This window comes from Allobosea sp. LjRoot9, from assembly GCF_964252745.1.
GTDB lineage: Bacteria > Pseudomonadota > Alphaproteobacteria > Rhizobiales > Beijerinckiaceae > Allobosea.
In genome coordinates this window covers 726539-752410 of sequence record NZ_CAXUPC020000001.1, presented here as the reverse complement: position 1 = coordinate 752410, position 25872 = coordinate 726539, and the positions used below count along the sequence as shown (strand labels likewise).

The 25872-nt window shown below is 65.1% G+C and carries 27 protein-coding genes and 2 tRNA genes; 16 read left to right on the top strand and 13 right to left on the bottom strand.

The genetic code is table 11. The features are described from left to right. Positions 1 to 9 precede the first annotated feature (9 nt). Both ACSQ3P_RS03580 and dps read right to left on the bottom strand, forming a co-directional pair. On the bottom strand, positions 10 to 2829 hold the full coding sequence (locus ACSQ3P_RS03580) for a valine--tRNA ligase (protein WP_436164258.1): 2820 nt from the start codon (positions 2827 to 2829) through the stop codon (positions 10 to 12). A 148-nt stretch (positions 2830 to 2977) separates the two neighbouring features. Then, complete coding sequence (gene dps, locus ACSQ3P_RS03575) at positions 2978 to 3460, bottom strand: DNA starvation/stationary phase protection protein Dps (RefSeq protein WP_436164257.1); 483 nt, start codon at positions 3458 to 3460, stop codon at positions 2978 to 2980. Positions 3461 to 3699: 239 nt separating this feature from the next. Between dps and ACSQ3P_RS03570 the strand changes: the two genes are divergently transcribed. Further along, the gene (locus tag ACSQ3P_RS03570; RefSeq protein WP_436164256.1) at positions 3700 to 4185 is read left to right on the top strand and encodes a pyridoxamine 5'-phosphate oxidase family protein; all 486 of its coding nucleotides are present in this window, start codon (positions 3700 to 3702) and stop codon (positions 4183 to 4185) included. A 25-nt stretch (positions 4186 to 4210) separates the two neighbouring features. Continuing rightward, positions 4211 to 4438 carry a hypothetical protein gene (locus ACSQ3P_RS03565; RefSeq protein ID WP_436164255.1) on the top strand — a complete coding sequence of 76 codons (228 nt, stop codon included), beginning with the start codon at positions 4211 to 4213 and terminating at the stop codon, positions 4436 to 4438. Positions 4439 to 4678: 240 nt separating this feature from the next. Here ACSQ3P_RS03565 and ACSQ3P_RS03560 read toward each other — a convergent pair whose 3' ends face one another. The 4 genes from ACSQ3P_RS03560 to ACSQ3P_RS03545 form a co-directional block, all read right to left on the bottom strand. After that, on the bottom strand, positions 4679 to 4900 hold the full coding sequence (locus tag ACSQ3P_RS03560; protein ID WP_436165156.1) for a PopZ family protein: 222 nt from the start codon (positions 4898 to 4900) through the stop codon (positions 4679 to 4681). A gap of 543 nt (positions 4901 to 5443) precedes the next feature. Next, positions 5444 to 6877 (bottom strand): TolC family outer membrane protein, encoded by a 1434-nt coding sequence (locus ACSQ3P_RS03555; protein WP_436164254.1) that lies wholly within the window; start codon positions 6875 to 6877, stop codon positions 5444 to 5446. 150 nt (positions 6878 to 7027) lie between these two features. Next, the gene (locus ACSQ3P_RS03550) at positions 7028 to 7669 is read right to left on the bottom strand and encodes a protein-L-isoaspartate O-methyltransferase family protein (RefSeq protein ID WP_436164253.1); all 642 of its coding nucleotides are present in this window, start codon (positions 7667 to 7669) and stop codon (positions 7028 to 7030) included. Positions 7670 to 7911: 242 nt separating this feature from the next. Next, positions 7912 to 7985, bottom strand: a tRNA-Cys gene (locus ACSQ3P_RS03545). A 188-nt stretch (positions 7986 to 8173) separates the two neighbouring features. Between ACSQ3P_RS03545 and ACSQ3P_RS03540 the strand changes: the two genes are divergently transcribed. From ACSQ3P_RS03540 to ACSQ3P_RS03530, 3 genes are all read left to right on the top strand, one after another. Continuing rightward, positions 8174 to 8248 (top strand) — tRNA-Asn (locus ACSQ3P_RS03540). A gap of 206 nt (positions 8249 to 8454) precedes the next feature. Then, the gene (locus tag ACSQ3P_RS03535; protein ID WP_436164252.1) at positions 8455 to 8829 is read left to right on the top strand and encodes a hypothetical protein; all 375 of its coding nucleotides are present in this window, start codon (positions 8455 to 8457) and stop codon (positions 8827 to 8829) included. Between the two features lie 313 nt (positions 8830 to 9142). After that, the gene (locus ACSQ3P_RS03530) at positions 9143 to 9424 is read left to right on the top strand and encodes a hypothetical protein (RefSeq protein ID WP_436164251.1); all 282 of its coding nucleotides are present in this window, start codon (positions 9143 to 9145) and stop codon (positions 9422 to 9424) included. Positions 9425 to 9532: 108 nt separating this feature from the next. Here ACSQ3P_RS03530 and ACSQ3P_RS03525 read toward each other — a convergent pair whose 3' ends face one another. Together ACSQ3P_RS03525 and ACSQ3P_RS03520 are read right to left on the bottom strand one after the other, a co-directional pair. Further along, positions 9533 to 10906, bottom strand: coding sequence for a methyl-accepting chemotaxis protein (locus ACSQ3P_RS03525; protein ID WP_436164250.1), 1374 nt, complete (start codon positions 10904 to 10906; stop codon positions 9533 to 9535). 192 nt (positions 10907 to 11098) lie between these two features. Beyond that, complete coding sequence (locus ACSQ3P_RS03520; RefSeq protein ID WP_436164249.1) at positions 11099 to 11905, bottom strand: SDR family NAD(P)-dependent oxidoreductase; 807 nt, start codon at positions 11903 to 11905, stop codon at positions 11099 to 11101. A 195-nt stretch (positions 11906 to 12100) separates the two neighbouring features. Between ACSQ3P_RS03520 and ACSQ3P_RS03515 the strand changes: the two genes are divergently transcribed. The 4 genes from ACSQ3P_RS03515 to ACSQ3P_RS03500 all read left to right on the top strand — a co-directional run bounded on the left by ACSQ3P_RS03515 (position 12101) and on the right by ACSQ3P_RS03500 (position 15888). Further along, positions 12101 to 12817, top strand: a complete 717-nt coding sequence (locus ACSQ3P_RS03515; protein WP_436164248.1) for an alanyl-tRNA editing protein — start codon at positions 12101 to 12103, stop codon at positions 12815 to 12817. A 135-nt stretch (positions 12818 to 12952) separates the two neighbouring features. Then, positions 12953 to 13810: a 3-mercaptopyruvate sulfurtransferase gene (gene sseA / locus ACSQ3P_RS03510; protein WP_436164247.1), complete on the top strand. Its 858-nt coding sequence runs from the start codon at positions 12953 to 12955 to the stop codon at positions 13808 to 13810. Positions 13811 to 13814: 4 nt separating this feature from the next. Beyond that, complete coding sequence (locus ACSQ3P_RS03505) at positions 13815 to 14330, top strand: cupin domain-containing protein (RefSeq protein WP_436164246.1); 516 nt, start codon at positions 13815 to 13817, stop codon at positions 14328 to 14330. Between the two features lie 136 nt (positions 14331 to 14466). Next, positions 14467 to 15888, top strand: a complete 1422-nt coding sequence (locus ACSQ3P_RS03500; protein ID WP_436164245.1) for a M20 family metallopeptidase — start codon at positions 14467 to 14469, stop codon at positions 15886 to 15888. A 108-nt stretch (positions 15889 to 15996) separates the two neighbouring features. Here ACSQ3P_RS03500 and ACSQ3P_RS03495 read toward each other — a convergent pair whose 3' ends face one another. Next, on the bottom strand, positions 15997 to 16191 hold the full coding sequence (locus ACSQ3P_RS03495) for a hypothetical protein (protein ID WP_436164244.1): 195 nt from the start codon (positions 16189 to 16191) through the stop codon (positions 15997 to 15999). A gap of 25 nt (positions 16192 to 16216) precedes the next feature. Further along, positions 16217 to 16804 carry a helix-turn-helix domain-containing protein gene (locus ACSQ3P_RS03490; protein ID WP_436164243.1) on the bottom strand — a complete coding sequence of 196 codons (588 nt, stop codon included), beginning with the start codon at positions 16802 to 16804 and terminating at the stop codon, positions 16217 to 16219. A 154-nt stretch (positions 16805 to 16958) separates the two neighbouring features. Between ACSQ3P_RS03490 and ACSQ3P_RS03485 the strand changes: the two genes are divergently transcribed. The 4 genes from ACSQ3P_RS03485 to ACSQ3P_RS03470 all read left to right on the top strand — a co-directional run bounded on the left by ACSQ3P_RS03485 (position 16959) and on the right by ACSQ3P_RS03470 (position 20753). Then, positions 16959 to 17711: an ABC transporter substrate-binding protein gene (locus ACSQ3P_RS03485; RefSeq protein WP_436165155.1), complete on the top strand. Its 753-nt coding sequence runs from the start codon at positions 16959 to 16961 to the stop codon at positions 17709 to 17711. 268 nt (positions 17712 to 17979) lie between these two features. Continuing rightward, a complete protein-coding gene (locus ACSQ3P_RS03480) occupies positions 17980 to 18642 on the top strand; it encodes an amino acid ABC transporter permease (RefSeq protein WP_436164242.1) in 663 nt (220 codons plus the stop codon). Positions 18643 to 18650: 8 nt separating this feature from the next. After that, positions 18651 to 19382, top strand: coding sequence for an amino acid ABC transporter ATP-binding protein (locus ACSQ3P_RS03475; protein ID WP_436165154.1), 732 nt, complete (start codon positions 18651 to 18653; stop codon positions 19380 to 19382). A gap of 69 nt (positions 19383 to 19451) precedes the next feature. Then, positions 19452 to 20753 carry an NAD(P)/FAD-dependent oxidoreductase gene (locus ACSQ3P_RS03470; RefSeq protein WP_436164241.1) on the top strand — a complete coding sequence of 434 codons (1302 nt, stop codon included), beginning with the start codon at positions 19452 to 19454 and terminating at the stop codon, positions 20751 to 20753. A gap of 254 nt (positions 20754 to 21007) precedes the next feature. Here the strand turns inward: ACSQ3P_RS03470 and ACSQ3P_RS03465 are convergent, their stop codons facing one another. From ACSQ3P_RS03465 to ACSQ3P_RS03455, 3 genes are all read right to left on the bottom strand, one after another. After that, a complete protein-coding gene (locus tag ACSQ3P_RS03465) occupies positions 21008 to 21592 on the bottom strand; it encodes an amino acid synthesis family protein (RefSeq protein WP_436164240.1) in 585 nt (194 codons plus the stop codon). A 157-nt stretch (positions 21593 to 21749) separates the two neighbouring features. Then, entirely contained in the window at positions 21750 to 22337 is a 588-nt protein-coding gene (locus tag ACSQ3P_RS03460) for an amino acid synthesis family protein (protein WP_436164239.1), read from the bottom strand. Positions 22338 to 22345: 8 nt separating this feature from the next. Then, positions 22346 to 23542 carry an amidohydrolase family protein gene (locus ACSQ3P_RS03455; protein WP_436164238.1) on the bottom strand — a complete coding sequence of 399 codons (1197 nt, stop codon included), beginning with the start codon at positions 23540 to 23542 and terminating at the stop codon, positions 22346 to 22348. 277 nt (positions 23543 to 23819) lie between these two features. Between ACSQ3P_RS03455 and ACSQ3P_RS03450 the strand changes: the two genes are divergently transcribed. The 3 genes from ACSQ3P_RS03450 to ACSQ3P_RS03440 all read left to right on the top strand — a co-directional run bounded on the left by ACSQ3P_RS03450 (position 23820) and on the right by ACSQ3P_RS03440 (position 25843). Further along, positions 23820 to 24320: a MarR family winged helix-turn-helix transcriptional regulator gene (locus ACSQ3P_RS03450; RefSeq protein WP_436164237.1), complete on the top strand. Its 501-nt coding sequence runs from the start codon at positions 23820 to 23822 to the stop codon at positions 24318 to 24320. A gap of 147 nt (positions 24321 to 24467) precedes the next feature. Further along, the gene (locus ACSQ3P_RS03445) at positions 24468 to 25529 is read left to right on the top strand and encodes an NAD(P)/FAD-dependent oxidoreductase (RefSeq protein ID WP_436165153.1); all 1062 of its coding nucleotides are present in this window, start codon (positions 24468 to 24470) and stop codon (positions 25527 to 25529) included. Continuing rightward, complete coding sequence (locus ACSQ3P_RS03440; RefSeq protein ID WP_436164236.1) at positions 25529 to 25843, top strand: 2Fe-2S iron-sulfur cluster-binding protein; 315 nt, start codon at positions 25529 to 25531, stop codon at positions 25841 to 25843. Before ACSQ3P_RS03445 ends, ACSQ3P_RS03440 begins: the two co-directional genes overlap by 1 nt. The last annotated feature ends 29 nt before the right edge of the window (positions 25844 to 25872 follow it).

Genomic DNA, 25872 nt, shown 5'->3' with positions numbered 1-25872 from the left:
GCGGCAAGCCTATGACAGCCGCGTCAGCGCCTCGGCGATCTTGAGCTTGCGTGCTTCGGCAGCGGCCTTGCGCTCGCGGTTCTCCTCGACGACCTCCTCGGGCGCGCGGGCCATGAAGTCGGGATTACCGAGCTTCTTGTCGACCACTGCGATGTCCTGGTCGAGCTTGGCCATCTCCTTGCTCAGGCGCACCCGCTCGACATCGAGATCGATGATGCCGGCAAGCGGCAGCGCCGCGACCTCGCCGCGCACGATGATCTGCGCCGATTGCGCCGGCGCGGTCTCCGCGAAGGCGATCTCGGAAATGCGCGCCAAGCGCTCGATCATCGGCCGCCAGCTCTCGATCGTCGCCCGCGTCGCGGCGGAGGCCTTGACCAGCACGAGCGGCGCCTGCGTGCCCGCCGGCACATTGACCTCCGAGCGCACCGAGCGGATGTCCGAGATCAGATCGACGACGAAGCCGATCTCGGCCTCGGCCGCCGCATCGCGCAGCGCCGCGAGATCGGGCCAATGCGTCAGGCAGACCAGCGCGTCGTCACCCGAAGCGAGTTTGCGCGGAGCGCCCTCGCCCGCCTTCTGCGCCCAGAGCTCCTCGGTGAGGAAGGGCATGAAGGGGTGCAGCAACTGGCAGATCAGGTCGATGACATGCGCGACAGTCGCTTGCGTCTCGGCCTTCTCGGCGGGATCGACGCCCTCGCCCTGCAGCACAGGCTTGGCGAGTTCGAGATACCAGTCGCAGAACTGGCCCCAGGTGAAGCGATAGGCCGCAGCCGCCGCTTCGTTGAACTTGAAGCTTGGAATGCCGGCCGCGATCTCATCGGCAGCGCGCGCCGCCTCGCTCAGGATCCAGCGGTTGAGCGGCTGCTTCACCTTGGCCGGGTCGAAACCCTCCGCCCGGGCGCAGCCGTTCAATTCGGCGAAGCGCGCCGCATTCCAGATCTTCGTCGCGAAGTTGCGGTAGCCCTCGACACGCGCGGTCGAAAGCTTGATGTCGCGCCCCTGCGCCGCCATCGCGGCCAAGGTGAAGCGCAAGGCATCTGCCCCGTACTGATCGACGATCGTCAGCGGGTCGATGACGTTGCCCTTCGACTTCGACATCTTCGCGCCCTTCTCGTCGCGAACGATGGCGTGGATGTAGACGTCCTTGAACGGCACCTCATCCATGAAGTTGAGGCCCATCATCATCATCCGGGCGACCCAGAAGAAGATGATGTCGAAGGCGGTGACGAGCGTCGCGGTCGGGTAATAGCGCTTGAGCTCGGCGGTGTCCTCGGGCCAACCCAGGGTCGAGAACGGCCACAGCGCCGAAGAGAACCAGGTGTCGAGCACGTCCTCGTCACGGGTGAGCTCGACCGTGCCGCCATAATGGCCGAGCGCCAGCGCTTGCGCCTCGACCTCCGATTCCGCCACGAAAACCTCACCATCGGGCCCGTACCAGACCGGAATCTGATGGCCCCACCAGAGCTGGCGCGAGACGCACCAGGGCTCGATGTTCTCCAGCCAGTCGTAATAGACCTTGGTCCAGCTTTCCGGCGTGAACTTGGTGCGCCCGTCGCGGACCGCCTTCAGCGAGCGCTGCGCCAATGGCTTGACGTCGACATACCATTGGTCGGTCAGCCAGGGCTCGATCACGACATCCGAGCGGTCGCCATGCGGCACGGTGTGGCCATGTGGCTCGATCTTGGCGAGAAAGCCGCGTTCGGCCATCAGCGCGACGACGCGCTTGCGCGCGGCGAAGCGGTCGAGGCCGTGCAGCGCCAGCGTCTCGCCCTCCGGCACTGAGCCGGCGAGGAAATCGGCATTGTCGGCAAGCAGGATCCTGGCCTCGCCATCGAGGATGTTGACGACGTCGAGCTTGTGGCGCTTGCCGACCTCGAAATCGTTGAAGTCATGCGCCGGGGTGATCTTGACCGCGCCCGTGCCCTTCTCCGGATCGGCGTAGTCGTCCCCGAAGATCGGGATGATGCGCCCAACCAGCGGCAGCACCACATTCTTGCCGATCAAATGGCCGAGCTTTTCGTTCTCGGGATGAACCGCGACGCCGGTGTCGCCCAGCATGGTCTCGGGCCGCGTCGTCGCCACCGTGATGAAGGTCGAGGCGTCGTCAGCATCGTAAGTCACACTTTCGAGCGGGTAGTTGAAATAGTAGAGATGCCCGCCCGGATCGCGGTTCAGCACCTTCTCCAGCTTGGTGGAATCGAAGGCCTCCTCCCCGCCCCGCTCCCATTTGAACGACCCGGATTTCTCGACCTGGACGACCTCGAGATCGGAGATCGCGGTCTGGAACTTCGGATCCCAGTTCACCAGGCGCTTGGCGCGATAGATCAGGCCCTGCTTGTGCAAGGCCACAAAAACCTTGAGCACGGCCTGGCTCAGGCCCTCATCCATGGTGAAACGCTCGCGTGACCAGTCGCAGGAAGCGCCCAGGCGCTTCAGCTGGTTGACGATCGTGCCGCCGGATTCGGCCTTCCAGGCCCAGACCTCGTTCAGGAAGTCCTCGCGGGTCATGTCGCGGCGGGAGATATTGCGCTCGGCTGACAGCTTGCGCTCGACCACCATCTGCGTGGCGATGCCGGCATGGTCGGTGCCCGGCTGCCAGAGCACGTCCTTGCCGCGCATGCGCTCGAAACGGCAGAGGGCATCCTGCAGCGTGTTGTTGAGCGCATGGCCCATATGCAAGGAGCCGGTGACGTTGGGCGGCGGAATCACGATGCAATAGGGCTCGGCGCCGGGCGCAGCTCCGCGCCCGGCCTTGAAGGCGTCGGCCTTCTCCCATGCCGCGCTGACGCGCGCCTCGACGGTCGCCGGCTCGAATGTCTTGTCCATCATCGCTTCGCTCGAACGCAAAAAGGCCGGGGAGCACGCCCCGGCCGTGAAAATCAAAGGCCAAAAAGGTCGAAGGACTTAAGAGCCCAAGCAAGGCCTACGCGTCAAGCAAGGCCTGCGCGTCAGTATCTTCGATCGATCACGAGCCGCATCAGCCCGCAGCATTAGATTGCAGGAACCATAAAGCCTTGTCGAGCATACGCGAATAGGCGGTCAGCAGATCGGCGGTGCCGGCGTCGCCCGCCTCGTCGGTCTTATCGACAGCCGCGCGTACCAGATTGGCGGTCGCGGCATAGCGCTCGATCAGCGCGGCGAGATGATCGCCGACCGCGATGATGTCGGTCGGATAGGCTTTCAGCGTGGTGGCCGAGGTGGTCGTCTGCGTGGTGCCCAGCGCAATGCCGCCGAGCTGGGCGATGCGCTCGGCGACCGTGTCGACATGTTCGTCGAGATCCTTGCGGAAGCCGTCGAGCATCAAATGGATGCCGATGAAACCCGGCCCTTTCAGGTTCCAATGCGCCTGCTTCGTCACGAGCGCGAGGTCGATTCCATCGGCGAGACGCTCATTCAGCAGGCTGATCACCTCGGTCTTGGTGTTCGAGGTCAGGTCGATCCTGGAGGCGGGCTTCTTCATGGCGATATCCTCAATGCGGTCATCTGCGGCAGGTCTGCCAGAGGAAATTGTCTGCCAGAGGAAAGACCTGGCAGAGGAAAGGATCTGGTCGGGGCCTTGGCTCAAGATACGCACGAGGGCGCTTCGCGTTCCCCAGGTTCTCGTTCCCAGGATGGAGACGGCAGGGCATCGCGAAAAGGCGCGGAAGGAACTGTTGCAGCGTCCACCCGTTGAGAACGTGAACGACAGGAGAATCCTCCATGAGCCATCAAACCGACCAGGATCGCGCCTGGACGCTGATCGACGATATCGGGCTGTGCATGCTGGTGACGCATGACGGTTCGAGCGACGAGTTGCGCTCCCGGCCGATGAGCGCCCTTGCCGCTCGCGACGAGGATGCGATCTATTTTCTGACCGACGCCCGCAATCACAAGGACGACGAGGTCGAGATCAACGACAATGTCTGCCTGACCTTTGCCGACAATGCCGGCTATCGCTATGTCTCTGTGACCGGCACGGCCAACATGCTCGACGACCGCCGCAAGATCGGCGAACTCCGGTCAACCGCTGCGAGGGCGTTCTGGGAGAGCAAGGACGATCCCAATATCCGCGTCCTGCGCGTCAGGCCCGCCATGGCTGAGTTCTGGGACAGTCCCGGCAAGATCGTCACGACAGTGAAGATGGCGGCGGCCGCGATCACGGGCTCGAAGCCCCATCTCGGCGACAATCGCAAAGTGGTCCTGTGACCATTGCAGCAAGGGAACGATTGCGATGAAGTTTTTCGTCCACGCGCTCGGCGCCTGGTTCGCGGCCGGAGCGGCATCAGGCCGCTATTCTCGCCCCGTCACCATCGGCATCGCGATGCTGGCCGCGCGGCTCGGCACGCCGACGCTGGCCCTGATGCTCGGCAGCCTCATCTATAAGAAGCTGCGCTCGGAAGGCGCTTTCGAGCGGTTGCAGACCGTGCCCGCCAGGAAGCCCCGAGCCACGCGGAGCTGAGAGCGCTCAATTTGGAAATGCCAGCCCTCGTCCTGAGCAGCCGCGAAGCGGCGTCTCGAAGGATGCTCCGGAGGGTTCGGGAGCCTCCTGAACCATCCCCCTGCACCGTCATTCCGGACCTCCGCTTCGCTGCGTCCGGAATGACGGCGCGGAGGTGGCCTGGACAGAGCCATTGAACTCTTTGGTTCATTTCGGGCCAGCCCCTCAGGATGAGGGCTCGCGGAATTTCCAAAACGTGCTTTAGTTGCGGCCGCCGCGCGCTACGCGCTCGATCTCGGCGCGCACCAGCCGCTCGACCATGGTCGGCAGGTTGTCGTCGAGCCAGCTCTTCAGCATCGGCTTCAGCATATCCTTCACCAGATCCTCCAACGTGCGGGCGTTGTTGGACAAAACTGTATGGGCAAGCTGACCGAAGGCGCTGGTGACCGCCGAACTCGTCTGGTCGGAGAGCAACTGAGCCATGTCGAAGGACGGCGCGGAAACAGCAGGCGGCGGAGCCGGAGGCGGCACGGAAGCCTGCGGCAAGATGGGTTCCGGCTCGGCTGTCGCGGCCGGTTCCGCGGCTTCGAGGAAGTCGATATCGCTGGACTCCGCCAGCGCCTGGGCCTCGGCCGGCGGCTCAGGCTCTGGTTCGGGCGCGGCGATCAGGTTGGCTTCGGCCCCGAGATCGAGCACGTCGTCATCGGCCGCCGACACGGCGCTCGCGCCAGCGAGCAGCGCCTTCAGTTCATCGTCCCCGTCCGTTACGGCAGGAGGCGGCGCTTCTGCAGGCTTGGCTTCGTCATCCGAGATGATCCGGCGAATGGAGGCAAGGATTTCCTCCATCGACGGTTCGCTGGGCTTCGGTTGCGCGCTCATCTTGGGTCCGGACCACTCGACACCAGGCGCGTCGATAGAATCAACGCCGCTCCAACCTTGAGTATTTCACGGAGAGCAGCCCGGGCAAGGCGGCTTTTCAGCCGCCCACAAGAGAAATGCCCGCTGTTGCGCGAATGCTATTCTACTTCAGCGCCCGTCAGGCGTCTGGGTGCCCCAGAGCAAGCCCTTGACCTGATCATAATGCTTGCGCGCATCATAGGTCTCGGTCTTGAGTTTCAGCGTTTCGGACGAAAGTCGGCCGACCGCCGAAAGCACCGAATAGGAGGCGACGACGCGGTCGCGCTGCGCCGTGACCAGGGTCGAGCGGGCGCTGACGAGCTCCTGCTGCGCATTGAGCACGTCAAGCGTAGTGCGCTGGCCGACCTTGGCCTCCTCGCGCACGCCAGACAGCGCAGTCTCGGCCGCCTGCACCTGCGCCTGGGCCGCAATGATCTGCGCCTTGGCCGCCTCAAGCCCGCCCCAGGCCGAAACCACCGCCGCACGCACCGTGTCGCGCTGTGTATCGACATCGATCCGGCGCTGACCGGCCGTCTCCTTGGCCTGCCGCGTCCGCGAATAGACCTGGCCGCCCTCATAGATCGGGACGGTCAGCGTACCGACGACGCTGGCGCTGGTCCGGTTGTCGCCGAAATAGGTCGAATCATAACGCTGCTGGACGACGCCGCGCACGCCGAAGGTCGGGTAGAGGTCCGCTTCCGTGACCTTGACCTGCAATTCGGCGGCATCGACGCCATGCAGCGAGGCGATGATCGAGGGATGCCCGGTCAGCGCGGTGTTGAGCGCCGCAGGCAGCGTTTTCGGCAGCAGATTCTCGATCGGCCGTCCCGGCGCGAGCTGCTTGGGCTCGATGCCGACATTTTGGCGGAAGCGCGCGATCGAGGTCTTGAGGTTCGATTCGGCGAGAATCGCCTGCGACTGCGCCGCCGACAGGCGCGCCTCGGCCTGAGCGACGTCGGTACGCGTCACCTCGCCGACCTGAAAGCGGTCGCGGGTCTGGCGCAACTGCTCCTCCAGAACCTCGACGTTGTTGCGGTTGAGATTCAGGATCGCGGTGTCGCGCAGCACGTTCATATAGGAGGTTGCGGCATCGAGCAGGACGTTCTGCTCGGTGTTGCGCAGCGTCGCGCGGGCGCCCAGCACCAGCGATTCAGCCTGGCTGACAGAGCTGCGCGTCTTGCCGCTGTCGAAGATGTTCTGGTCGATCTGCACGCCGCCGCCACGCGGACCGAGCCGGCTGAGCGTGCTGTTGTGAATGCCGCTCGTCGTGTTCTTGGCGGGAATGTCGCCCTCGGTAATGCTCGCGCCGATATCCGCGGAGGCCGTGATCCTCGGCCGATAGCCGGAGAGCGCCTGCGGCACGTTCTCGTTCGTCGCCCGCAGCGAAGCGCGCTGCGAATTCAGCGTCGGGTTGCCCGAATAGGCCCGCGACAACGCGGCATCCATAGTCTGAGCGCTGGCGCCGGCAACGCCTCCAAACAGCAAGGCGACGGCGATCAACGCCGCGGCACCGAACTCAACCGACTTCTTATCGAACTTCTGTCTTGTCACCGGACGCCTCATGTGCGGACTGCTGTCACGCCCAGGCATCGCCCCAGCCTCGGCATAAATTTAAGGATCCTACATAGCCTCAACCGGGGCACGCGCCAACGCCGGCTTGGTTGCAGAGCGGGTTTCCGCTTCGCACTGCCGCAAAAATGCGACACCTGTCGTTCAGAAAACAAAAGCTGGCACCTTGCGGAATTCTGCCAGAATCGGCGCCGCAGCGTCGAAAACCGGCCGCCCCGAGACGGTTTTTCCTGATTTCTGATAGAGTTTTACCCGTGCGGCGCGCCCGAGCCCCTCGACCGCGATGAGCCGACCGCCATCGCGCAACAACGAGAAAAGTTCGTCGGGCCCGGTCTCGCAGGCGCCGCCGACCAGAATCACGTCGAAGCTGTAGTCAGCGGGGCGCTTGGCCGCCAGCGCAACAGTGCCGGCATCGGCCCGCTTCAGGGCCGGTCCGGCCAGGGCGGCAGCCTCTGCATCCGGCTCCCAGAGCGTCGCGACCGCACCCATGCTCGCCATCACGGCTGCGCCATAGCCCGTGCCGCCGCCATATTCGAGCGCGGCCTCGCCGGGCTGCAAGGCGAGCGTCTGGATCATGCGGATCACGACCATCGGCGTCATCAGCGCCCTCCCCGTACCGGGCAACGGTACGGATTGGTCGAGATAGGCCAAGTATGACAGCGTATCGGGCAGGAAGGCCTCGCGCGGCACCGTATCGGCCGCCGCCAGGACGCTCCGGTCGGTGATGTCATAGGTGCGCAATTGGCAATCGACCATCATGCGGCGCAGCGCGGCGAAACTGTCCATGTCCCGAAATCTCCGTCTGCGATCAGGCCGGCGACTCGCGGCCGGCACCATCGAAAGCGGGTCGATACGCCATGGCCCGGGGCCCGAGCCAAGCCTATCGACCGATCCGACAGCTTTTGTTCGAGGCCGCGCCAAAAGGCAAGACGCGAGGAGGATATGACGCCATCACGGCGTGACGCCACGAGGACACCGCGCCCGCCGGAGCGGACCGCATCTCATGACATCGATATGATCGGGGAAATTGGAGGCCTCGCCCGGAATCGAACCGGGGTGCAAGGATTTGCAGTCCTCTGCGTAACCACTCCGCCACGAGGCCTTCCCGATGTCCGCGCTGGCGAGACATCTTGCACGGCGTATAACCACATGCCGGGCCGGCCCGCAACCCATCCTCGCCGCGCCGCGCTGGATGACCCCAAGGCAAATTGCTGAGCCGACGTTTTCCCGCCAACTTCGTCGCAAAGGGCTTGCGCGCTCCCGGTGGCATGGGTATACGGCGGCCACTGATCCCGGATAGCTCAGCGGTAGAGCAATCGACTGTTAATCGATTGGTCGCAGGTTCGAATCCTGCTCCGGGAGCCACCAATTTCGAGGGCCTGGGCGATTTTCGCCCAGGCCCTTTTTGCTGTCGCACTGCGTGATGGGTGCAGGCTGCCAGCAGCCCCAGACACCATCAATGTGATGCCTTCGCCACGACATCGTCACGAAATGGTCAGCTGCCGTTCAGCATCCGACCGCATTTGCGGTGTCGGTTAGGCCGTTCATCCGCAACTGATGGAGGAACGTCCATGCGCATGATCACAACCTTGGCCACCGGAGCCGCTCTCGCATTGTCCATGGCCGCCAACGCGCAGACCCCCTCGGACCCGCCCAAGCCCAGCCGCCCATCGACATCCGCACCTCAAAGCCCATCGGCCCCGCCGACGATTCAATCGGTCAACGTGGTCGACATCAGTGAATTGCCGGCGGCGACTCAATCGCAGGTCACCGAGATCGTTGCCCAACGCGGGGACGGCGAGCTTCAAAAGCTCCGGAGTTCGGTCGACTCCACGCCAACCATCAAATCGGCTCTGGAAGCCAAGGGACTATCGTCAACCCATGTCCTTTTCGCGCAGATGAGCGAGAACGGGCTGCTCACGATCGTCACCAAGAAGGCAGGCTGAAAGAAGGCAGGCTGAGCCTGTGGACAGCCCGGCGCTCGCTTGCGCCGGGCTTGTGATTCCCTGGTGCCGCCACTGGCAGCCCTCGAACAGCGTCCGGGTCATCGCCCGGCCTTCCCCAACACATCGCAGGCCCTCGGTGACCACCTGTTCCGGCGCGATCGCTGGAGCTGTCTCCGCAATCATCCGTTTCAGGTCCTTGCCGCCCCTTGCGACCCCGTCGCTCCCTGAACGTAGGTGAACTTTTCCGTTCACCGGCAGTTCCGCGGCACCGAGGTAGATCGGACCTATGCCGATTCATCGGAAGGAGAATTCAATGCGTAAACTGATCCTCGCCGCGACCCTGGCGCTTGGTGCTGCGGCATTCCTGCCCGCGATCGCCGAGGCCGCGCCGGCCTTCGCCTCCAGCCGGGAGGTCCAAGTTCCAGCAAGCAAAGCTCCGGCCGGCGACATCCAGCAGGTCCAGTATCGCGACTGGCGCTATGATCGCCCGCGCCGCTACGGCCCTCCGGCCTATGGACGTCGTTATGGCGGCCCGCCGCCCTATTATGCGCGTCACCACCACCGCCGTTATTACGACCGGCCCTATTACCGCTGATCGTCCAAGTCACTGATCGCCGAAATCAGCGATCGTCCAAGCCAGGCCGTGCCGCAGCGCCACGCTGCGGCACGGTTTTTTACATGCAAGAGCAGGATGCGAAACGCATCAGGCGGCGGCGACTGTCGCGCCGAGCTCGCCGACCAGGGCGCGCAACGTCTCCGCGCTTCTGGCGAGGCCGAGAGCCGTCATCTCCACCCGGTCGATCGCCGCGATGGTTTCCGTCATGGCCTGGCTCGAGAGCCGCGCGCCGCTGACCACATCGGAAGACTGCGTCGAGATCAGGCGCGCGGCCTCCGAAATCCGGCCGGCCAGGCCGAATTGCGAGGCGAAGGTGGCGACCGCGTCGTTGCTGAGGCGCGAAATCGTCTGGACGCTGTCGGTGATGGCGTCGACGCTGCCGACGCAGCGCCGCGCCGCGGTCTCGATCTTCTCGATCTGCCCGGCGACGGCCTGGGTCGCGGTCCCGGTCTGCGCGGCCAGGTTCTTGACCTCATGGGCGACGACCGCGAAGCCCCTGCCGGCGTCCCCGGCGCGCGCGGCCTCGATCGTCGCGTTCAGCGCCAGCAGGTTGGTCTGGTCCGAGATCTGCTTGATGACGGCCACGATCGAGCCGACCTGTTCGATGACCCCGGCCAGATCGGCCATCGAATCCTTGATGTCGGAGGCATGCGCCACGCTGGTCGCCGTCGCCTCTGCCGCGCCGGACAAGCGCGCGCCCATATCGCTGGTGAGCTGGTGCAATTGGCTGGTGGTATCGGCGCTCTCGGCTGCCAGGCGATAGGCCTTGGTCGAGGCGACCTCGGCCTCGGTCGACTGCTCCAGCGTCGCTTGCGCCTTCTCCAGCATCTGCCGCGCCGCCACGGTCAATTCGCGGGCGCTGCTTTCGAATGTCGTGCCGAGCGCTTCCGTCCGCTGGCTGAAGGTCTTGAGCGCCCCATCGAGAGAGATATGCCGCTCGACGACGGCGCGGCGCGTCTCATGCTGCTCGACGGCGATGGCGCAGACCAGATCGAAATAGAGAAGCCGCATCAGCAGGTCGGCATCGCGCGGCGACACGGCCTGTCCGAGCAGGCGCCGCATGCCGCGCCCGGCGCGCGCCTGCAGCAGCGGAAGCACCAGTTTCTGGCCGACCTGCAGCCGCGCCCTGGCGCCGATCATCGAATCGAACTCGACCTTCAGCATCTGTTCGAGGGAGACCAGATAGCTCTCGTCGAAACGCGCCTGGAACAGCACGTTGAAATGCGAAACGACCGCGCGCGTCAGCGCCTCGCCATGAATATCGAGCGAAGCCCGGCTCGATTTCAGATGGTCCTTGGTGATGCTGATATTGTGCCGGATCACGCGCTCGATGATACGGCCGACTTCAGGCGCGAGCTGCCGCGCCAGTTCGCGACACTCATCGTCGATTCCGTAGAGTCGCAGGCGCGGCTCGATTTCATCGACCGTCGGAATCTGGATGTTACGCGAATCGAGACGCATTCAGTGCAGATCTCTCCGGAGCGCAGGAGAAAAAACGGGCGTTCAAAGCGCACCATATCAGCGTCACGCTGGTTAAAATGCGATGAAATAGCCAGCCGGCGCACGGCGTTCCGCAGCCATGGCCGGCAGCGGATTCGGCTAGTCCCGCAAGGGGGCAGGCCAAGGGTCAGGCCAAAGGGTCAGGCCAAGGAGTCAGGTTCTCTCGCGCCTCGTTGACTTGCCACGGGGCACCAATCGCGCCACGAGCCAGAAATAGGCGGGATAGGGCAGACAATTCACCGCCTTGGCGAACCAGGCCAGGCGCCGCGGGAAGGCAATCTCGAAACCGCCGCGCGCAAAACCGTCGACGATGCGCCGGGCCGCCTCCTCGAGCGGCATCAGCAAGGGCATCGGGTAGCCGTTCCCACGGGTCAGCGGCGTGTCGACAAAGCCCGGATTGACCAGTTGCAGCCGGATGCCGAGCCTGTCGCAGTCGAATTTCAGCGCCTCGCAGAGATGGATCACTGCTGCCTTGGACGCGCCATAGGCTGCTCCGCGCGGCATGCCGCCATAGCCCGCGATCGAGGCGTTGACGGCGATCTGCCCCCGGCCGCGCCGCGTCATGCTCTCCAGCACGGCCGCCAGTCCTTTGGCCACGCCGAACAGGTTGACGGCGAAAGCCTGCTCGAAGGCCGCAAGATCGAACGCGCCGGAATGGACGTGAGGGGCAATGCCGGCATTGAGGAACGCGAGCGCGATCGGGCCGTGCACGCTCTCGATTCCATCCACCACCGCCTGCATCGCGGCGGTCTCGGTCACGTCGCCGGCATGGGCGACGATGCGGCCGGGCAGTCCTTCCGCGCGCCGGGCAATATCCTCGAGCTGCTCGAGCCGACGCGCGGTGATCGCGACGGTCCAGCCCCGCCGCGCCAGTTCGAGCGAAACCGCCTCGCCGATGCCCGAACTCGCGCCCGTGACCCAGGCGACACCGTCCTTCGGCTGCATGCGCGGCAATGACATCGAGGCTCCCGAGCGCTACCGACGGATCATCGCGCTATTCACCGCGCTATCTAGTCTCTGCCGTCCTGCGACGGAAGGGCCAGGCGGAATAGCTACGCGGTCCCCCCAAGAGAAAGTGCTGTGGCGCGGCCAGCCCAATCCGTGCAATCTCCGCAACCCGCGCCGACGAGACGCGTCCCAGGGACGACCAGACCAATGCCGACCGAGTTGCTGTTTCGCCAGGACGCCTATCTGAAGGAGACGTCAGCGCGCGTTGAGGCCGTAAATGAGCGCGGCGGCGTGATCCTCGACAGGACGGTGTTCTATGCGACCGGCGGCGGGCAGCCGGGTGACGCCGGCAAGCTCGTTCGCGCCGACGGCAGCGAGATTACGATCGGCACGGCGATCTACGATCCCGACGACAAGAGCCGCGTGATCCATGTTCCCCTCGAAGGACAGGCGGCCCCGCACCCCGGCGAGACCGTAACAGTCGTGCTCGACTGGGAGCGTCGGCTGAAGCGCATGCGCATCCACACTGCGCTGCATCTGCTCAGTGTCGTATTATCTTATCCGGTGACGGGCGGGGCGATCGGCGAAGGCGACGGGCGGCTCGATTTCGACATTCCCGAAGGCGGCCTCGACAAGGCCGAGATCTCCGACAAGCTCAACGTCCTGATCGCCCGAAACGCCGATGTCTCCGAAAGCTGGATCACGGATGAGGAGCTCGACGCCAATCCGGGCCTGGTCAAGACGATGTCGGTGAAGCCGCCGCGCGGCTCGGGCCGTGTCCGATTGGTGGCCATCGGCGACATCGATCTGCAGCCCTGTGGCGGCACCCATGTCCGCAACACCGCCGAGATCGGCCTTGTCGCGGTCACGGATATCGAGAAGAAGGGCAAGCAGAACCGGCGTGTCCGCATCGCGCTCGCCTAGAGCATTTTCGAGCGAAGTGGACACCGGTTCGCGTGAAGAAAATGCGATAAAACAAAAATCTAAAAGTTGAGAGCATTGCTCTGAAGCCAGGTCCAGCCGCCGATAAGCGGCCGCAACGTCAAGGAAATGCCGATCATGGCCAGCGACAACGTCTTCGTCTCCACGGAATGGCTCGCCGAGCGCCTGAACGCGCCCGATGTCGTCGTGGTCGACGGCTCCTGGTACCTGCCCGTCCATGGCCGCGACCCGCATGCCGAATATGCGCAGCGCCGCATCCCGGGCGCGCTGCGCTTCGACATCGACACCATCAAGGATACCAGCTCCAACCTGCCCCATATGCTGCCGCGGCCGGAGGCCTTCGCGGCAGCCGTCGGCGCGATGGGCATCGGCGACGGCATGCGCATCGTCGTCTATGATGGGCTCGGCCTGTTCTCGGCCCCCCGCGTGCGCTGGACCTTCAAGACCTTCGGCGCCAAGGACGTGGTCATCCTCGAAGGCGGCTTCCCGAAATGGCAGGCGGAAGGCCGCCCGATCGAGGAAGGCCCGCCGCGCTCCCGCTCGGCCCGCAGCTTCACCGCACGCCTCGACCATTCCGCCATCGCCGACGCCGACGACGTCGAGCGTGCGCTCGGCAGCGACACGATCCAGGTCGTCGATGCGCGTCCCGCCGACCGCTTCCGCGGCGAGGCGCCCGAGCCGCGCGCGGGTGTGCGGTCCGGCCATATGCCGGGCGCGCTCAACCTGCCCTTCCCCGCCATCATGCAGGACGGCAGGCTGAAATCGCCCGACGCGATCGCGGCCGCCTTCGCGGAGGCCGGCGTCGATCTCGACAAGCCCCTGATCACAAGCTGCGGCTCGGGCGTTTCGGCAGCGATCCTCTCGGCCGCGCTGGAGACGATCGGCAAGCCGGCGCGCGCCATCTATGACGGCTCCTGGGCGGAATGGGGCTCGAGCGAGCGCCCGATCGCCACCGGCCCGGCGAAGAAGGGCTGAGATCATGTCCGGACACGATCATTCCCACGATCACAACCATCCGCACGACCATCCCCACGATGAGCCGCGCTGGAAACATGACGGCGTGCGCGTCATCACCGGTGACAAGCTCGACCCGAACACGGCGCAGACGCCGGGCATGTTCCGGCAGGCGGCAATCAACCACGCCCGCGTCGGCGCCCAGAAGATCTGGGCCGGCACGGTCTCGATCCAGCCCAACGCCAAGACCGGCGTGCATCACCATGGCGAGCTGGAGAGCGTGATCTATGTCGTGCGCGGCAAGGCCCGCATGCGCTGGGGCGAGCGGCTCGAATTCGTCGCCGAGGCCGGCCCGGGCGACTTCATCTACGTGCCGCCCTTCGTGCCGCATCAGGAGATCAACGCCAATCCCGATGAGGCGCTGGAATGCGTGCTGGTGCGCTCAGACAACGAGGCCGTGGTCGTCAACATCACCGATGTCGATCCGGTCGAGGCGCCGGAGGCGGTCTACTGGGTCGACCCGATCCACAAGCACCCCTGAGGACATCGGGCCGGCGCCGGCAACATCCGCCGACACGATGACGTTGCGTCGGCTGGCATCGGCCATGCTTTCAGCAACTGGACGGGCGGCGGCCGCCCGGCTCATATATCGCGACCTCATCAAGGCGAAAACGATCATGGACAACCGAAACGATCTCTGGCGGCATGTGGATGCGAGCAAGCAGCGCTTCATCGAACTCAGCGACCGCGTCTGGGGCATGCCCGAGGTCTGCTATACCGAACAGCGCTCGGTCGCCGAGCATGTCGCCGAGCTGAAGCACCAGGGCTTCAAGATTACCGAGAACATCGCCGAGATCCCGACCGCGGTGATGGGCGAGGCCGGAGAAGGCGGCCCCGTCATCGCCTTCCTCGGCGAATATGACGCCCTGCCCGGCCTGAGCCAGGAAGCCGGCCTCGCCGAGCACCGCGAGGTCGAAGCGGCCGGGCATGGCCATGGCTGCGGCCACAACCTGCTCGGCTCGGCCGCGTTGCTGGCTGCGACCGCGATGAAGAACTGGCTCGCCGAGAACAAGATCCCCGGCCGCGTGCGCTATTATGGCTGCCCGGCCGAGGAAGGTGGCGCTGCGAAAGCCTTCATGGTCCGCGCCGGCGCCTTTGACGATGCCGATGTCGCCATCACCTGGCACCCGTCGAGCTGGTGGGAGGTCGCCCCGCCGCTGGCGCTCGCCAACACCCGCGCCGATTTCATCTTCACCGGCCGCGCGGCGCATGCCGCCGCCAGCCCGCATCTCGGCCGCAGCGCTCTCGACGCCGTCGAACTGATGAATGTCGGCGTCAACTACATGCGCGAGCACATGCCCAGCGATGCGCGCGTGCATTACGCCTTGCTCGATACCGGCGGCATCGCGCCAAACGTCGTCCAGGCCCATGCCCGCGTGCGCTATTCGATCCGCGCGCGCGATCTGCGCGGCATGCTCGAACTCGTCCAGCGCGTGAAGAAGATCGCCGAAGGCGCTGCCTTGATGACGGAAACCAAGATGGAGATGCGCATCATCAGCGCCGTCTCCGATCTGCTCGCCAACCCGCCGCTCGAACAGGCGCTGCACGGGATCATGGAAGAGCTCGGCCCGCCGCATTTCGACGACGCCGACAAGGCCTTCGCCGAGGAGATCCGCAAGACGCTGTCGCCGCAGGAGATCGCCTCGATCTGGCGCACCATCGGCATGGACGATTCGGGCGCGCCGCTGGCCGATTTCCTCGTTCCGATGGACGCCAAGCGCAACCCCGCCATCGGCTCGACCGATGTCGGCGATGTCAGCTGGGCCGTGCCAACCGTGCAGGCGCATGCGCCCACCGTCGCTGTCGGCACGCCGTTCCACACCTGGCAGGTGGTCTCGCAGGGCAAGCAGCCGGCTGCCCACAAGGCGATGATCCATGTCGCCAAGGCGATGGCGGCAACCGGCGCGGCCGTGCTCTCCGACCCCTCTCTGATGGCGGCCGCCAAGGCCGACCACAAGAAGCGCCTGGGCAAGGAAGGCTACACCTCGCCGCTGCCGGCCGAGGTCAAGCCGCCGCTGAAGATGTCGCTCGGCGGCTGAACACAGCCCTCTCCAATCGCAACGTCATCCCGGATCTCCGCCTCGCAGCATCCGGGATGACCTGCAAAATGGGGTGCTGCGACCGACCAGGCCTCTCCGGGCTCAGCCCTACGGCCGCGCCTTTGAGCGCCCAGCGATGGCCGCGATTGCCGCCGCTATGATGAAGACGAAGCCCAGCCCGCCATTGAGCAGATCGGCCCAGCCGGGACCATAGGAATCGCCGAGCGGCGTCAGCGGCTTGGCCAGCCCTGTGAAGACGCCGAGCAGAATGAGGAGCAGCGGCAGAATCGCGCTTTTCGCCATGGGCTTCAGCTCCGATCGTTGCATGCTACAGGCTGGTAACCCAGAGCACCCGCGTCTCGCCCTCCGCCGCATTGGCGAAGCAATGCGGGCGCGAGGACAGGAAGCGGAAGCTGTCGCCCTCCAGCAAGGTCCAGCTCTCGCTTTCGACCTTGAGCAGCATGGCGCCTTGCATGACGAGCCCGGCCTCCTCGCCCTGATGCGTATAGGGTTCGTCGCCGGTGTTCGCGCCCGGCTCCAGCTCGACCATATAGAGGTTGAGCTTCGAGCTCTCCGAAAGCGGGGTCAGCAAATGCTTGCGGATGCCCGAGCGCCAGAGCTGCAATTCGCTTCGGTCGGCGCCGCGGACGATGGTCGCGGACTGCTCAGGCGGCGGCGTGGCATTGGGAAAAAGATCGGCTAGCCCGACGCCGAACGCATCCGCCATGCCGACGAGCACGCGCAGGGTCGGCGAGGACAGGCCGCGCTCGATCTGGCTGAGGAACCCGATCGACAGATTGGTGCGGGCGGCAAGATCGACCAGCGAAAGTCCGCGCGCACGCCGCAATCTGCGCAGGCCGGCGCCGATCTCCTGGTCGACCGGCTGGCTGGCTCCACTGGCGGCAGGGGCGCTCATGAACTCTCCATCTCCGCCTCTATTTCATGCACATGAAATTGCTTGCGGGCAAGTTTGTCCTATGCTCGTATCTTCACGCACATGAAAATCATGGCCGGACGCGCAGCAAGCGCGCCGTAAGCGAGGGGATATCGCGATGGAACGTCGGACCTTCCTGTCCATGCTGGCCGGCAGCGCGATGGCTGCGGGCGTCTTGCCCTCCGGAATCGTGCCCGCCCAGGCGCAATCCGTGCTGAAGGTCGGCTCGACCCCGACAGGCATGCCCTTCACCTTCCTCGACACCAAGACCAACACGATCGAGGGCGTGATGGTCGACCTGATCAAGGCGATCGCCGCAGCCGCCGACTTCAAGGTCGAGGTCGAGGGCATGCAGTTCTCGACGCTGATCGCCTCGCTGACCAGCAACAAGATCGATATGGTCGCCGCCGCGATGTACATCACGGCCCCGCGCAAGGAGGTGATCGACTTCTCCGATCCGATCTACACCTATGGCGAAGGCCTGCTGGTCCCGACCTCCGACACCAAGGACTATGTCTCCTTCGCCGACATGAAGGGCTACACGGTCGGCGCCCAGATCGGCACCGCCTATGTCGATGTCCTGCAGAAGACCGGCCTTTTCGGCGAAGTGAAGCTTTACAAGACCTCGCCCGATATCCTGGCGGATGTGAACGCCGGCCGCGTCCAGGCTGCCTTCGCCGACGCACCGATCATGGCCTACACGCTCAAGCAGGGGCAGTTCCCGAATGTTCGGCTGGTGAAATCCTACAAGCCGACGATCACGGGTTCGGTCGGCATCGGCATCCGCAAGACCGACGGCGAACTGCTGAAGAAGGTCAATACGGCGCTGGCGAAGCTCAAGGCCGACGGCTCGGTCGACAAGATTTTGGCGAAGTGGGGCCTGGAGTAAGCGGCATCGCCGTTTTCTTCACGAGGACCGCGCCGTCATTCCTGGCGCAGCCCTCGGGTCCGATCTTCGATCCGCCCAAGGATAAACTCCGCGAAGATCTGGGATCTGAGGCACGTCATGGTCGGGCTTGACCCGGCCATCTCGTAAACCAGAGCGTTCTGGTCATGAGATTCTCAGGGCACAAGCCCGAGAATGACGCTCTAGATGGATTCCGGGCGGCCCGAAATTCGCAAGACCCTTCCAGATTCACTCCGACACTCAGAACCCTATGCAGATATTCCTGCGGGATGCCGCCCAGTTCCTGCCTCTCCTGCTCCAGGGCGTGAAATTCACGCTGATCGTGGCGCTGGGCTCGCTTGCGCTCTCGACGGTGCTCGGCCTCGTCTGGGCCTTGATGCGGGTGTCAGGCATCGGTTGGCTCGGGACCATCGCGAAGGTGATCGTCAACACGCTGCGCGGCATCCCCATCCTGGTGCAGCTCTTCTACATCTACTTCGTCTTGCCCGAATTCGGCATCGCGCTCTCGGCCTTGCAGGCCGCGATCATCGGCCTCGGCATCGCGTACTCGGCCTATCAGTCCGAGAATTTCCGCGCCGGCATCGAGGCTATCGACCATGGTCAGGTCGAGGCCGCGCAATCGATTGGCATGGGCTGGGGCCTGACCATGCGCCGCGTGATCCTGCCGCAAGCGATCCGGCTCGTCCTGCCGCCCTACGGCAACATCATGGTGATGATGCTGAAGGATTCGTCCCAGGCCTCGACCATCACGGTCGCCGAACTGACCTTGCAGGGCACTTTGATCGCCTCTTCGACCTTCAAGAACATGACCGTCTATTCGCTCGTCGCCCTGCTCTATCTGGCGATGTGCCTGCCGCTGATGGGCTTCGTCAGCTGGCTCGAACGACGCTTCGGCAAGGGGACGCGGCGATGAGCGCTCCGATGATCGAGATCGCTGGCGTCACCAAGAGCTTCGGCGCCTTCCCGGTGCTCAAGGGCATCACGGCCAGCGTCGACAAAGGCGAAGTCGTCTGCCTGATTGGGCCGTCGGGCTCTGGCAAATCGACCATCCTGCGCTGCATCAACGGGCTCGAATCCTATGATGACGGCACGATCAGCATCGACGGCGCCCGCGTCGAGCGCGACAAGCCCTCGATCATCGGCATCCGCACCGCGATGGCGATGGTGTTCCAGCGCTTCAACCTGTTCCCGCATCGCACGGCGCTGGAAAACGTCGTCGAGGGCCCGATTTTCGTGAAAAAGGAGCCGCCGGCACAGGCGATGGCGCGGGGCCGCGAACTGCTCGCCCGCGTCGGCCTTGCCGACAAGGTTGATGCCTATCCCGGCCAGCTCTCGGGCGGCCAGATGCAGCGTGTCGCCATTGCGCGCGCACTCGCCATGCAGCCCAAGGCGATCCTGTTCGACGAGCCGACCTCGGCGCTCGATCCCGAACTCGTCGGCGAGGTTCTGCAGGTGATGAAGAGCCTCGCCGAGGACGGCATGACCATGCTCGTCGTCACCCATGAGATGGGCTTTGCCCGCGAGGTCGCCAACCGCGTGCTCTTCCTCGATGGCGGCGTCATCGTCGAGCAGGGCCCGGCCCGCGATGTGTTGGGCGCGCCGAGCCATCCGCGCACCCAGGATTTCCTGCGGCGCGTGCTCAAGCCGATCTGAAGCATGGCGCGAAAACGGGGGTACCGGTTTTTCGCATGAGCCATGCTTCCAACGCCCAAGGAGGCCGTCATGGCCGAACCGTTCCCGCTCGCCCCCTCGCTCTGGCATGCGACGGCGCCCGCGGCCGTGCCGACACCGCCGCTTGCCACTGATGCCAGCGCCGATGTCTGCGTGATCGGCGCCGGCTATGCCGGGCTCTCCACTGCGCTCCATCTCGCCGAGGCCGGCGTCCCCGTCATCGTGCTGGAGGCGCATGAGCCAGGCTGGGGCGGCTCGGGCCGCAATGGCGGGCAGGTCATTCCCGGCATCAAATATGATCCCAGCGAGATCGCCGCGAAATTCGGCCCCGCCGCGGGCGAGGCACTGACGCGCTTCGTCGCCTCGACCGCCGATCTCGTCTTCGATCTGATCGCCAGGCATGGCATGGACGTGCCGCATAAGCGCACCGGCTGGATCCAGGGCGCGCATACGCCGGCCATGCTCGAGACGGTGAAGCGCCGCGCCGGCGAGTGGCGGACGCGCGGCGTCGATGCGGAGTATCTCGACAGCGACAGCGTCGCGCGCCTGCTCGGCACGGAGCGCTATCTCGGCGGCTGGATCGACCGGCGCGCCGGCGGCGTGCAGCCACTCGCCTATGCGCGCGGGTTAGCCAAAGCCGCGCTCAAGGCCGGCGCCACGATCCATGGCGAGAGCCCCGTCGTCTCGCTGAAGCGCAGCGGCGCGAGCTGGGTTGTCCGCACCGCCCAGGGCGCGAGCGTCACCGCGCCGCGCGTCGTCATCGCGACCAATGGCTATACCGGCGACCTGATCCCGAAACTGCGCCAGACCGTGATCCGGCCGAACACCTTCATCGTCGCGACCGAGCCGCTCTCGGACAACATCGCCGGCACGATCCTGCCCGAGGGCCAGGTCACCTCGGATACGCGGCAATTGCTGCTCTATTTCCGCAAGGACCACACCAATCGCCTCCTGATGGGCGGCCGCGGCCCCTTCCGGGAGCCGAAGGACGCCTCCGACTGGGCCCATCTCGAACGCGTCATCGGCAAGATGTATCCGCAGGCCAAGGGTATCGGCTTCGATTTCCGCTGGTGCGGCCGGGTGGCGCTGACGCGCGATTTCCTGCCGCATCTGCACGAGCCCGAGCCCGGGCTGCTGGTCGATATCGGCTGCATGGGCCGCGGCGTCGGCCTGCAGAGCGCGATGGGCAAGGCGATGGCGGAGTATCTCGCCAGCGGCGACAAGAGCCGCCTGCCCTTCCCCGTGGTGCCGATCAAGCCGCTGCCGCTGCACGCGCTCAACGAGCTCTACGTCTCGGCGATCATCAGCTGGTACCGGCTGACCGATGGCGGCATGAAAGACAAGGCGGCCTGACAGCGCGCCGTTTGGCTCCAAATGCGCAACGTCATCCTGAGCGCCCGAAGGGCGTTTCGGGATCCAAAGCGCGTCATGGTCGGGCTTGACCCGACCATCTCTGATTTCAGCCAGTTGGTCATGAGATTCTCGGGGCGCAAGCCCGAGAATGACGCTCTACGATGGATTCCGGGTCTCCGCGGAGTTTATCCTTGGGCCGATCGAAGATCGGACCCGAGGGCTGCGCCCGGAATGACGGCGCGGGTGGATTTCCCCTAGCGCAGCCCGTCCTCGCCCTTGATCTCATGCTTCTGCAACCCGCCTATGCGCGGCAGCGGGCGGCCGGAATCAGTGATCGCAATCGCCACCAAAATCTCTCCGGCGCGCGGCGCGTCGGTGATCCGGACCTCGACCGCATCGAAATGCGAGCGCACGAAGGCTGCGTCCTTGTGGCCGAGCGGCACGTCGATCGGCGTGCCGAGCCCGCCGCGCTTCTTGGCCGAGGGGATCAGCGCCGGCCCCTTGCCGAGTGCCGCACGCACCGGCGTGCCCAGCTTGGGGTGCAGGATGGCGGCTGCATGCTCGAGTTCGCCGCCCTCGCCGACGATCGCCGCCTTGCCGAAACTCTCGGCCTGATCGGGCGCGATGTTCAGCGCCGCAAGGCAGCGCTTGGTCAGGAGATCGCCGAGCTCGACGCCGATCTCGGTCAGCTCCGAAAGGTCTTCCTGATAGCGCCCCGCGAACGGGTTGGCGATCACGGCGCAGGCCACGGCGCGCCGCGTCGGCGGGCTGATCGCCTTGCCCATTTCGAGATGGATTTCATCGACTTGCGTGAGAATCTTACGGATGTTTGCGGGCATGACGGAAGGGCTCCAGGCAAGCTGCTAATGAGGTTTCCGCGTCATGGTCGGGCTTGTCCCGACCATCCACGTCTTCCTTCGGCGAGGGCTGTGTTCGAGACGTGGATGCTCGGCACAAGGCCGAGCATGACGGCTTGGGTCGCGGCGCAACTGTCCATCACCGCTGCCCGTCGCCAACGCTGATCTGGTCGGCACGCAGGCCGCCGACGCGCTCATGGATGCGCGCGCCCGTCGTCATCACCAGGACGAAGACGAGTTCGTCGGCTTGCGGCGAGCCCGGCACGCCGATCTCGACCGCGCCGAAATGGCTGCGGACATATGAGGCGTTGATATGGGTAACGGGAATGTCGATGCGCGCGCCCGGCCCCGCCACCTTCTTGGTCGAGGGCACGATCGCTTTCGCATTGCCGAGGATCTCGCGCATGGCGTAGCCGCCCGGCACATGCCAGAGCGCGCCATGCTCCAGTTCCCCGGCGGAGCCGACGATTGCGCCCTTGCCATAGCCCTCGACGGTTTTCGGATCGCCGCCGAGCGCGTTGAGGCAACGCGTCGCCATGTCGAGGCCCGCAGCCTTCAGCGCCTCCATCATCGGCAGGATGTCGGGCTCGTAGCGCCCGGCATAGGGGTTGGTCAGCACGGCGCAGACGCAAGCGATGCGCTCGGTGCGGCCGGGGCGCGGGCCGAACTCGTGGAAAATCTCCTCCACGCTGGTCTGGACCCGACGGATATCGATGAGATCGGTCATGATGCGCCTCAATGCCCGACCAGAACGGGCGCGGTGTGTGATGGCGGCGTGTTGCGCGAGCGGCCAGTGCGGATGATGCCGTCGATCACCACCATGCCGATACCCGGAATGTCGCCGAGCGAGACGGCATCGAGCAGATGCTTTCCGGCCGAATGCTGCGGCTTGTCGAGAAAGACGAGGTCCGCCGGCATGCCGACCGCGATGAAGCCGGCATCGAGCTTGCGCACCCGCGCCGTGTTGCCCGTCGCCATGCAGAAGGCGACCTCGGGCGGCACATCCCCCAGGCTCGACAGGAAGGCGATCATCCTGAGGATGCCGAGCGGCTGCACACCGGAGCCCGCCGGCGCGTCCGTGCCGAGGATGACCTTATAGGTCAGGTTGAGTTCGGTCGCGGTCTTGATGGCTTCGAGCGCAGCGCGCTCATTGCCGTTATGGACGATCTCGATCGCGCCCCTCGCCTGCTCGCAGAGCCGGCAGATGCCGGAAAAGCGGATCGAGGTATGGCCGCCATTGATATGGCTGATCACATCGGGCTGGGCCTCCAGCACGATATCCTCGCTGATCAGGCTGGAGCCTGCAATCGACGGACCGCCGGTATGGATGATCGTCTCCATCCCGTATTTGCGGGCCCAATCGACATGCTTCTTCGCTTCCGGCCCGGTGTTGACGGTGCCGAGCCCGATCTCGCCAATCATCTTGACCCCGGCGCGGGCCATCTCGGCATAATCCTCCTCGACCATGCTGGTCTCGGCGATCGGCGCGCCCGCATGGATCTTCGCCCCCGTCGGCCGGAAATTCGCGAAGGTGCGTTGCGCCGTGATGGCGAGCGCCTTGACGCCGATGGGATCCTTCGGCCGGCCGGGCAGATGCACCTCGCCGGCCGAGACGAAGGTGGTGACGCCGCCATTGACGCAGGAATCGATCCAGCCCATCTGCCCCTGCCGCGGCGTCCAGTCGCCGAAGACCGGGTGGCAATGGCTGTCGATCAGCCCCGGCGCGACCGGCGAGCCCTGCGCATCGATGATGCTGTCGGCGCGCTCGCAATCGAGATCGGCAGCCCGGCCGATGGCCGTGATGCGGCCATCGACCGCGATGATCGTATCGGCATCAAGGATCGGCTGGTTGAGATCGCCCGAAAGCACCAGGCCGAGATTGCGGATGACGAGCTTGCCCTTGGCCGAGCCTGCCGCGACGTCGTGAGCCATCTGGTCCTCCGCTGCGAACCTAGAGCCGGATGATTTCAGATGGGATCACAAAGTGGTTCCATCTGAAATCATCCGGCTCTCATCTAAAAGTGAGAGCAGGATCAATGCGAAAAACCGGTTCCCACTTTTTCGCATCCTGCTCTGGCGCAATCATGCCTGCGAGACAGGCGATGTTTGAATGTGTAATAACAATCATGGACAGCGTTTCGGCGGCTGGCAAGAGGCGATGCGACGGGACCGGAGGCGCGGTCCGCACAGCGACAATCAGGGGACGGGGATGAGCAGGCAGGACAGCGTGGCGGACACAGCCGCCAAGCCGACCGCAAGGCAGCGCAAGCCGTCCTCGGCCAGCACTGCCGCACCGATGGATTATATTCTCGACGAGCAGGTCGGCTTCCTGATGCGCCGCGCCCAGCAGCGCCATATCGCAATCTTCCAGCGCATCATGGGCGATGACGGCCCGACGCCGACGCAATTTGCTGCCATGTCGAGACTGAGCGCCGGCGAGGAGATTTCGCAGAATTTGCTCGGCCGCATGACGGCGATGGACCCTGCCACCATCAAGGGCGTGATCGCGCGGTTGGAAGAGCGCGGGCTGGTCGAGCGCCTGCCCGACCCCGACGATCAGCGCCGCGTTCGCGTCCGGCTCAGCGCCAAGGGGCGCGAGGCGATTCCGGGCCTGCTCGATAAGGCGAAGGCGATCACCGCCGCGACGCTGGCGCCGCTTTCGCGCGAAGAGGCCGAGCGCCTGCTCGCGCTGCTGGCGCGCCTCGATTGAGCAAGGCCTGCCTGCAAATGAGTACGGCTTGCCTGCAAAATCCGCTTGCGCAATTTCATTTGTACACTAACAATAATTGGCACTGGATTTGATGATGCCCTGTGCTGGCTCACCGGCGCTTGGCGCGGTGCGATGGAAGGCATGGCGATGACCCAAGACGCGGCGATGACCAATGACAACATCATCACCACGGATGTCGTGATAGTTGGCGCGGGTCCGTGCGGGTTGTTTGCGGTGTTCGAGCTGGGGTTGCTCGACATCAAGGCGCATCTGGTCGACATCCTGCCCAAGGTTGGCGGGCAATGCGCCGAGCTCTATCCGGAGAAGCCGATCTACGACATTCCGGGCTTCCCGATCGTCACCGGCCAGGGCCTGGTCGACAATCTGGTCGAGCAGATCCGCCCCTTCGGTCCGACCTTCCACTTGAACCAGATGATCGAGGCGCTGGAGCCGATCGGCACGACGGACGCCCCGCGCTTCCGCGTCACCACCGATGCCGGCACGGTGTTCGAGACCAAGACCGTCATCGTCGCCGCCGGCGGCGGCTCGTTCCAGCCCAAGAAGCCGCCGATCCCCGGCATCGAGGCCTATGAGGGCAACTCGGTGTTCTACGCCGTGCGCAAGATGGAGGCCTTCCGCGGCCGTGACATCCTGATCGTCGGCGGCGGTGACTCGGCACTCGACTGGACGCTCAACCTGCAGCCGATCGCCAAACGCGTCACGCTGATGCATCGCCGCGATGATTTCCGCGCCGCGCCCCATTCGGTCGAGCAGATGCGCGCGCTCGTCGCATCCGGCCAGATGGACATGAAGCTCGGCCAGGTCACCGGCCTCAAGGGCGAAGGCTCGGCGCTCCAGGCTGCGATCTGCCGCGACAGCGAAGGCCAGACCTTCGAGATCGCCTGCGATACGCTCTTGCCCTTCTTCGGCTTGACGATGAAGCTCGGGCCGATCGCCGATTGGGGCCTCAATCTCAACGAGAACCTGATCCCCGCCGACACCGAGAAGTTCGAGACCTCGACGCCAGGCATCTTCGCCATCGGCGACATCAACACCTATCCCGGCAAGCTCAAGCTCATCCTCTCAGGCTTCCACGAGGCCGCGCTGGCAGCCCAGAAGGTCCATCGCTACGTCTATCCCGACAAGCGACTGACCTTCCAGTACACGACCTCCTCGACATCCCTCCAGAAAAAGCTCGGAGTCGCGTGATGCATGTCCGTGTCACCGATCGCGACGGCGAGCAGCGCGAACTCGAGGCGCTCGAAGGCTGGCGATTGATGGAAATCATCCGCGACTGGGGCCTGCCGATCAAAGCCGAATGCGGCGGCGCCTGCGCTTGCGCCACCTGCCATGTCTATGTCGCGGCGGACTGGGTCGATAGATTGCATCCGCCGCGCGAGGAGGAGCTGGAGCGCCTCGACGAGGCCTTCGACGTGCGCCCGAACTCACGCCTTGCCTGCCAGATCCTGTTCTCGCCCGAGCTCGACGGGCTGACGGTCGTGCTGGCGCCGGAACTGGACTGAGAGAGCACGCTGACGAGGAGCAGACGGTC

Coding starts and splice junctions, on each gene's coding strand:
- ACSQ3P_RS03580 (WP_436164258.1), bottom strand. CDS start 2,829: ATGATGGACAAGACATTCGAGCCGGCGACCGTCGAGGCGCGCGTCAGC.
- dps (WP_436164257.1), bottom strand. CDS start 3,460: ATGAAGAAGCCCGCCTCCAGGATCGACCTGACCTCGAACACCAAGACC.
- ACSQ3P_RS03570 (WP_436164256.1), top strand. CDS start 3,700: ATGAGCCATCAAACCGACCAGGATCGCGCCTGGACGCTGATCGACGAT.
- ACSQ3P_RS03565 (WP_436164255.1), top strand. CDS start 4,211: ATGAAGTTTTTCGTCCACGCGCTCGGCGCCTGGTTCGCGGCCGGAGCG.
- ACSQ3P_RS03560 (WP_436165156.1), bottom strand. CDS start 4,900: ATGGCTCAGTTGCTCTCCGACCAGACGAGTTCGGCGGTCACCAGCGCC.
- ACSQ3P_RS03555 (WP_436164254.1), bottom strand. CDS start 6,877: ATGAGGCGTCCGGTGACAAGACAGAAGTTCGATAAGAAGTCGGTTGAG.
- ACSQ3P_RS03550 (WP_436164253.1), bottom strand. CDS start 7,669: ATGGACAGTTTCGCCGCGCTGCGCCGCATGATGGTCGATTGCCAATTG.
- ACSQ3P_RS03535 (WP_436164252.1), top strand. CDS start 8,455: ATGCGCATGATCACAACCTTGGCCACCGGAGCCGCTCTCGCATTGTCC.
- ACSQ3P_RS03530 (WP_436164251.1), top strand. CDS start 9,143: ATGCGTAAACTGATCCTCGCCGCGACCCTGGCGCTTGGTGCTGCGGCA.
- ACSQ3P_RS03525 (WP_436164250.1), bottom strand. CDS start 10,906: ATGCGTCTCGATTCGCGTAACATCCAGATTCCGACGGTCGATGAAATC.
- ACSQ3P_RS03520 (WP_436164249.1), bottom strand. CDS start 11,905: ATGTCATTGCCGCGCATGCAGCCGAAGGACGGTGTCGCCTGGGTCACG.
- ACSQ3P_RS03515 (WP_436164248.1), top strand. CDS start 12,101: ATGCCGACCGAGTTGCTGTTTCGCCAGGACGCCTATCTGAAGGAGACG.
- sseA (WP_436164247.1), top strand. CDS start 12,953: ATGGCCAGCGACAACGTCTTCGTCTCCACGGAATGGCTCGCCGAGCGC.
- ACSQ3P_RS03505 (WP_436164246.1), top strand. CDS start 13,815: ATGTCCGGACACGATCATTCCCACGATCACAACCATCCGCACGACCAT.
- ACSQ3P_RS03500 (WP_436164245.1), top strand. CDS start 14,467: ATGGACAACCGAAACGATCTCTGGCGGCATGTGGATGCGAGCAAGCAG.
- ACSQ3P_RS03495 (WP_436164244.1), bottom strand. CDS start 16,191: ATGGCGAAAAGCGCGATTCTGCCGCTGCTCCTCATTCTGCTCGGCGTC.
- ACSQ3P_RS03490 (WP_436164243.1), bottom strand. CDS start 16,804: ATGAGCGCCCCTGCCGCCAGTGGAGCCAGCCAGCCGGTCGACCAGGAG.
- ACSQ3P_RS03480 (WP_436164242.1), top strand. CDS start 17,980: ATGCAGATATTCCTGCGGGATGCCGCCCAGTTCCTGCCTCTCCTGCTC.
- ACSQ3P_RS03475 (WP_436165154.1), top strand. CDS start 18,651: ATGATCGAGATCGCTGGCGTCACCAAGAGCTTCGGCGCCTTCCCGGTG.
- ACSQ3P_RS03470 (WP_436164241.1), top strand. CDS start 19,452: ATGGCCGAACCGTTCCCGCTCGCCCCCTCGCTCTGGCATGCGACGGCG.
- ACSQ3P_RS03465 (WP_436164240.1), bottom strand. CDS start 21,592: ATGCCCGCAAACATCCGTAAGATTCTCACGCAAGTCGATGAAATCCAT.
- ACSQ3P_RS03460 (WP_436164239.1), bottom strand. CDS start 22,337: ATGACCGATCTCATCGATATCCGTCGGGTCCAGACCAGCGTGGAGGAG.
- ACSQ3P_RS03455 (WP_436164238.1), bottom strand. CDS start 23,542: ATGGCTCACGACGTCGCGGCAGGCTCGGCCAAGGGCAAGCTCGTCATC.
- ACSQ3P_RS03450 (WP_436164237.1), top strand. CDS start 23,820: ATGAGCAGGCAGGACAGCGTGGCGGACACAGCCGCCAAGCCGACCGCA.
- ACSQ3P_RS03445 (WP_436165153.1), top strand. CDS start 24,468: ATGACCCAAGACGCGGCGATGACCAATGACAACATCATCACCACGGAT.
- ACSQ3P_RS03440 (WP_436164236.1), top strand. CDS start 25,529: ATGCATGTCCGTGTCACCGATCGCGACGGCGAGCAGCGCGAACTCGAG.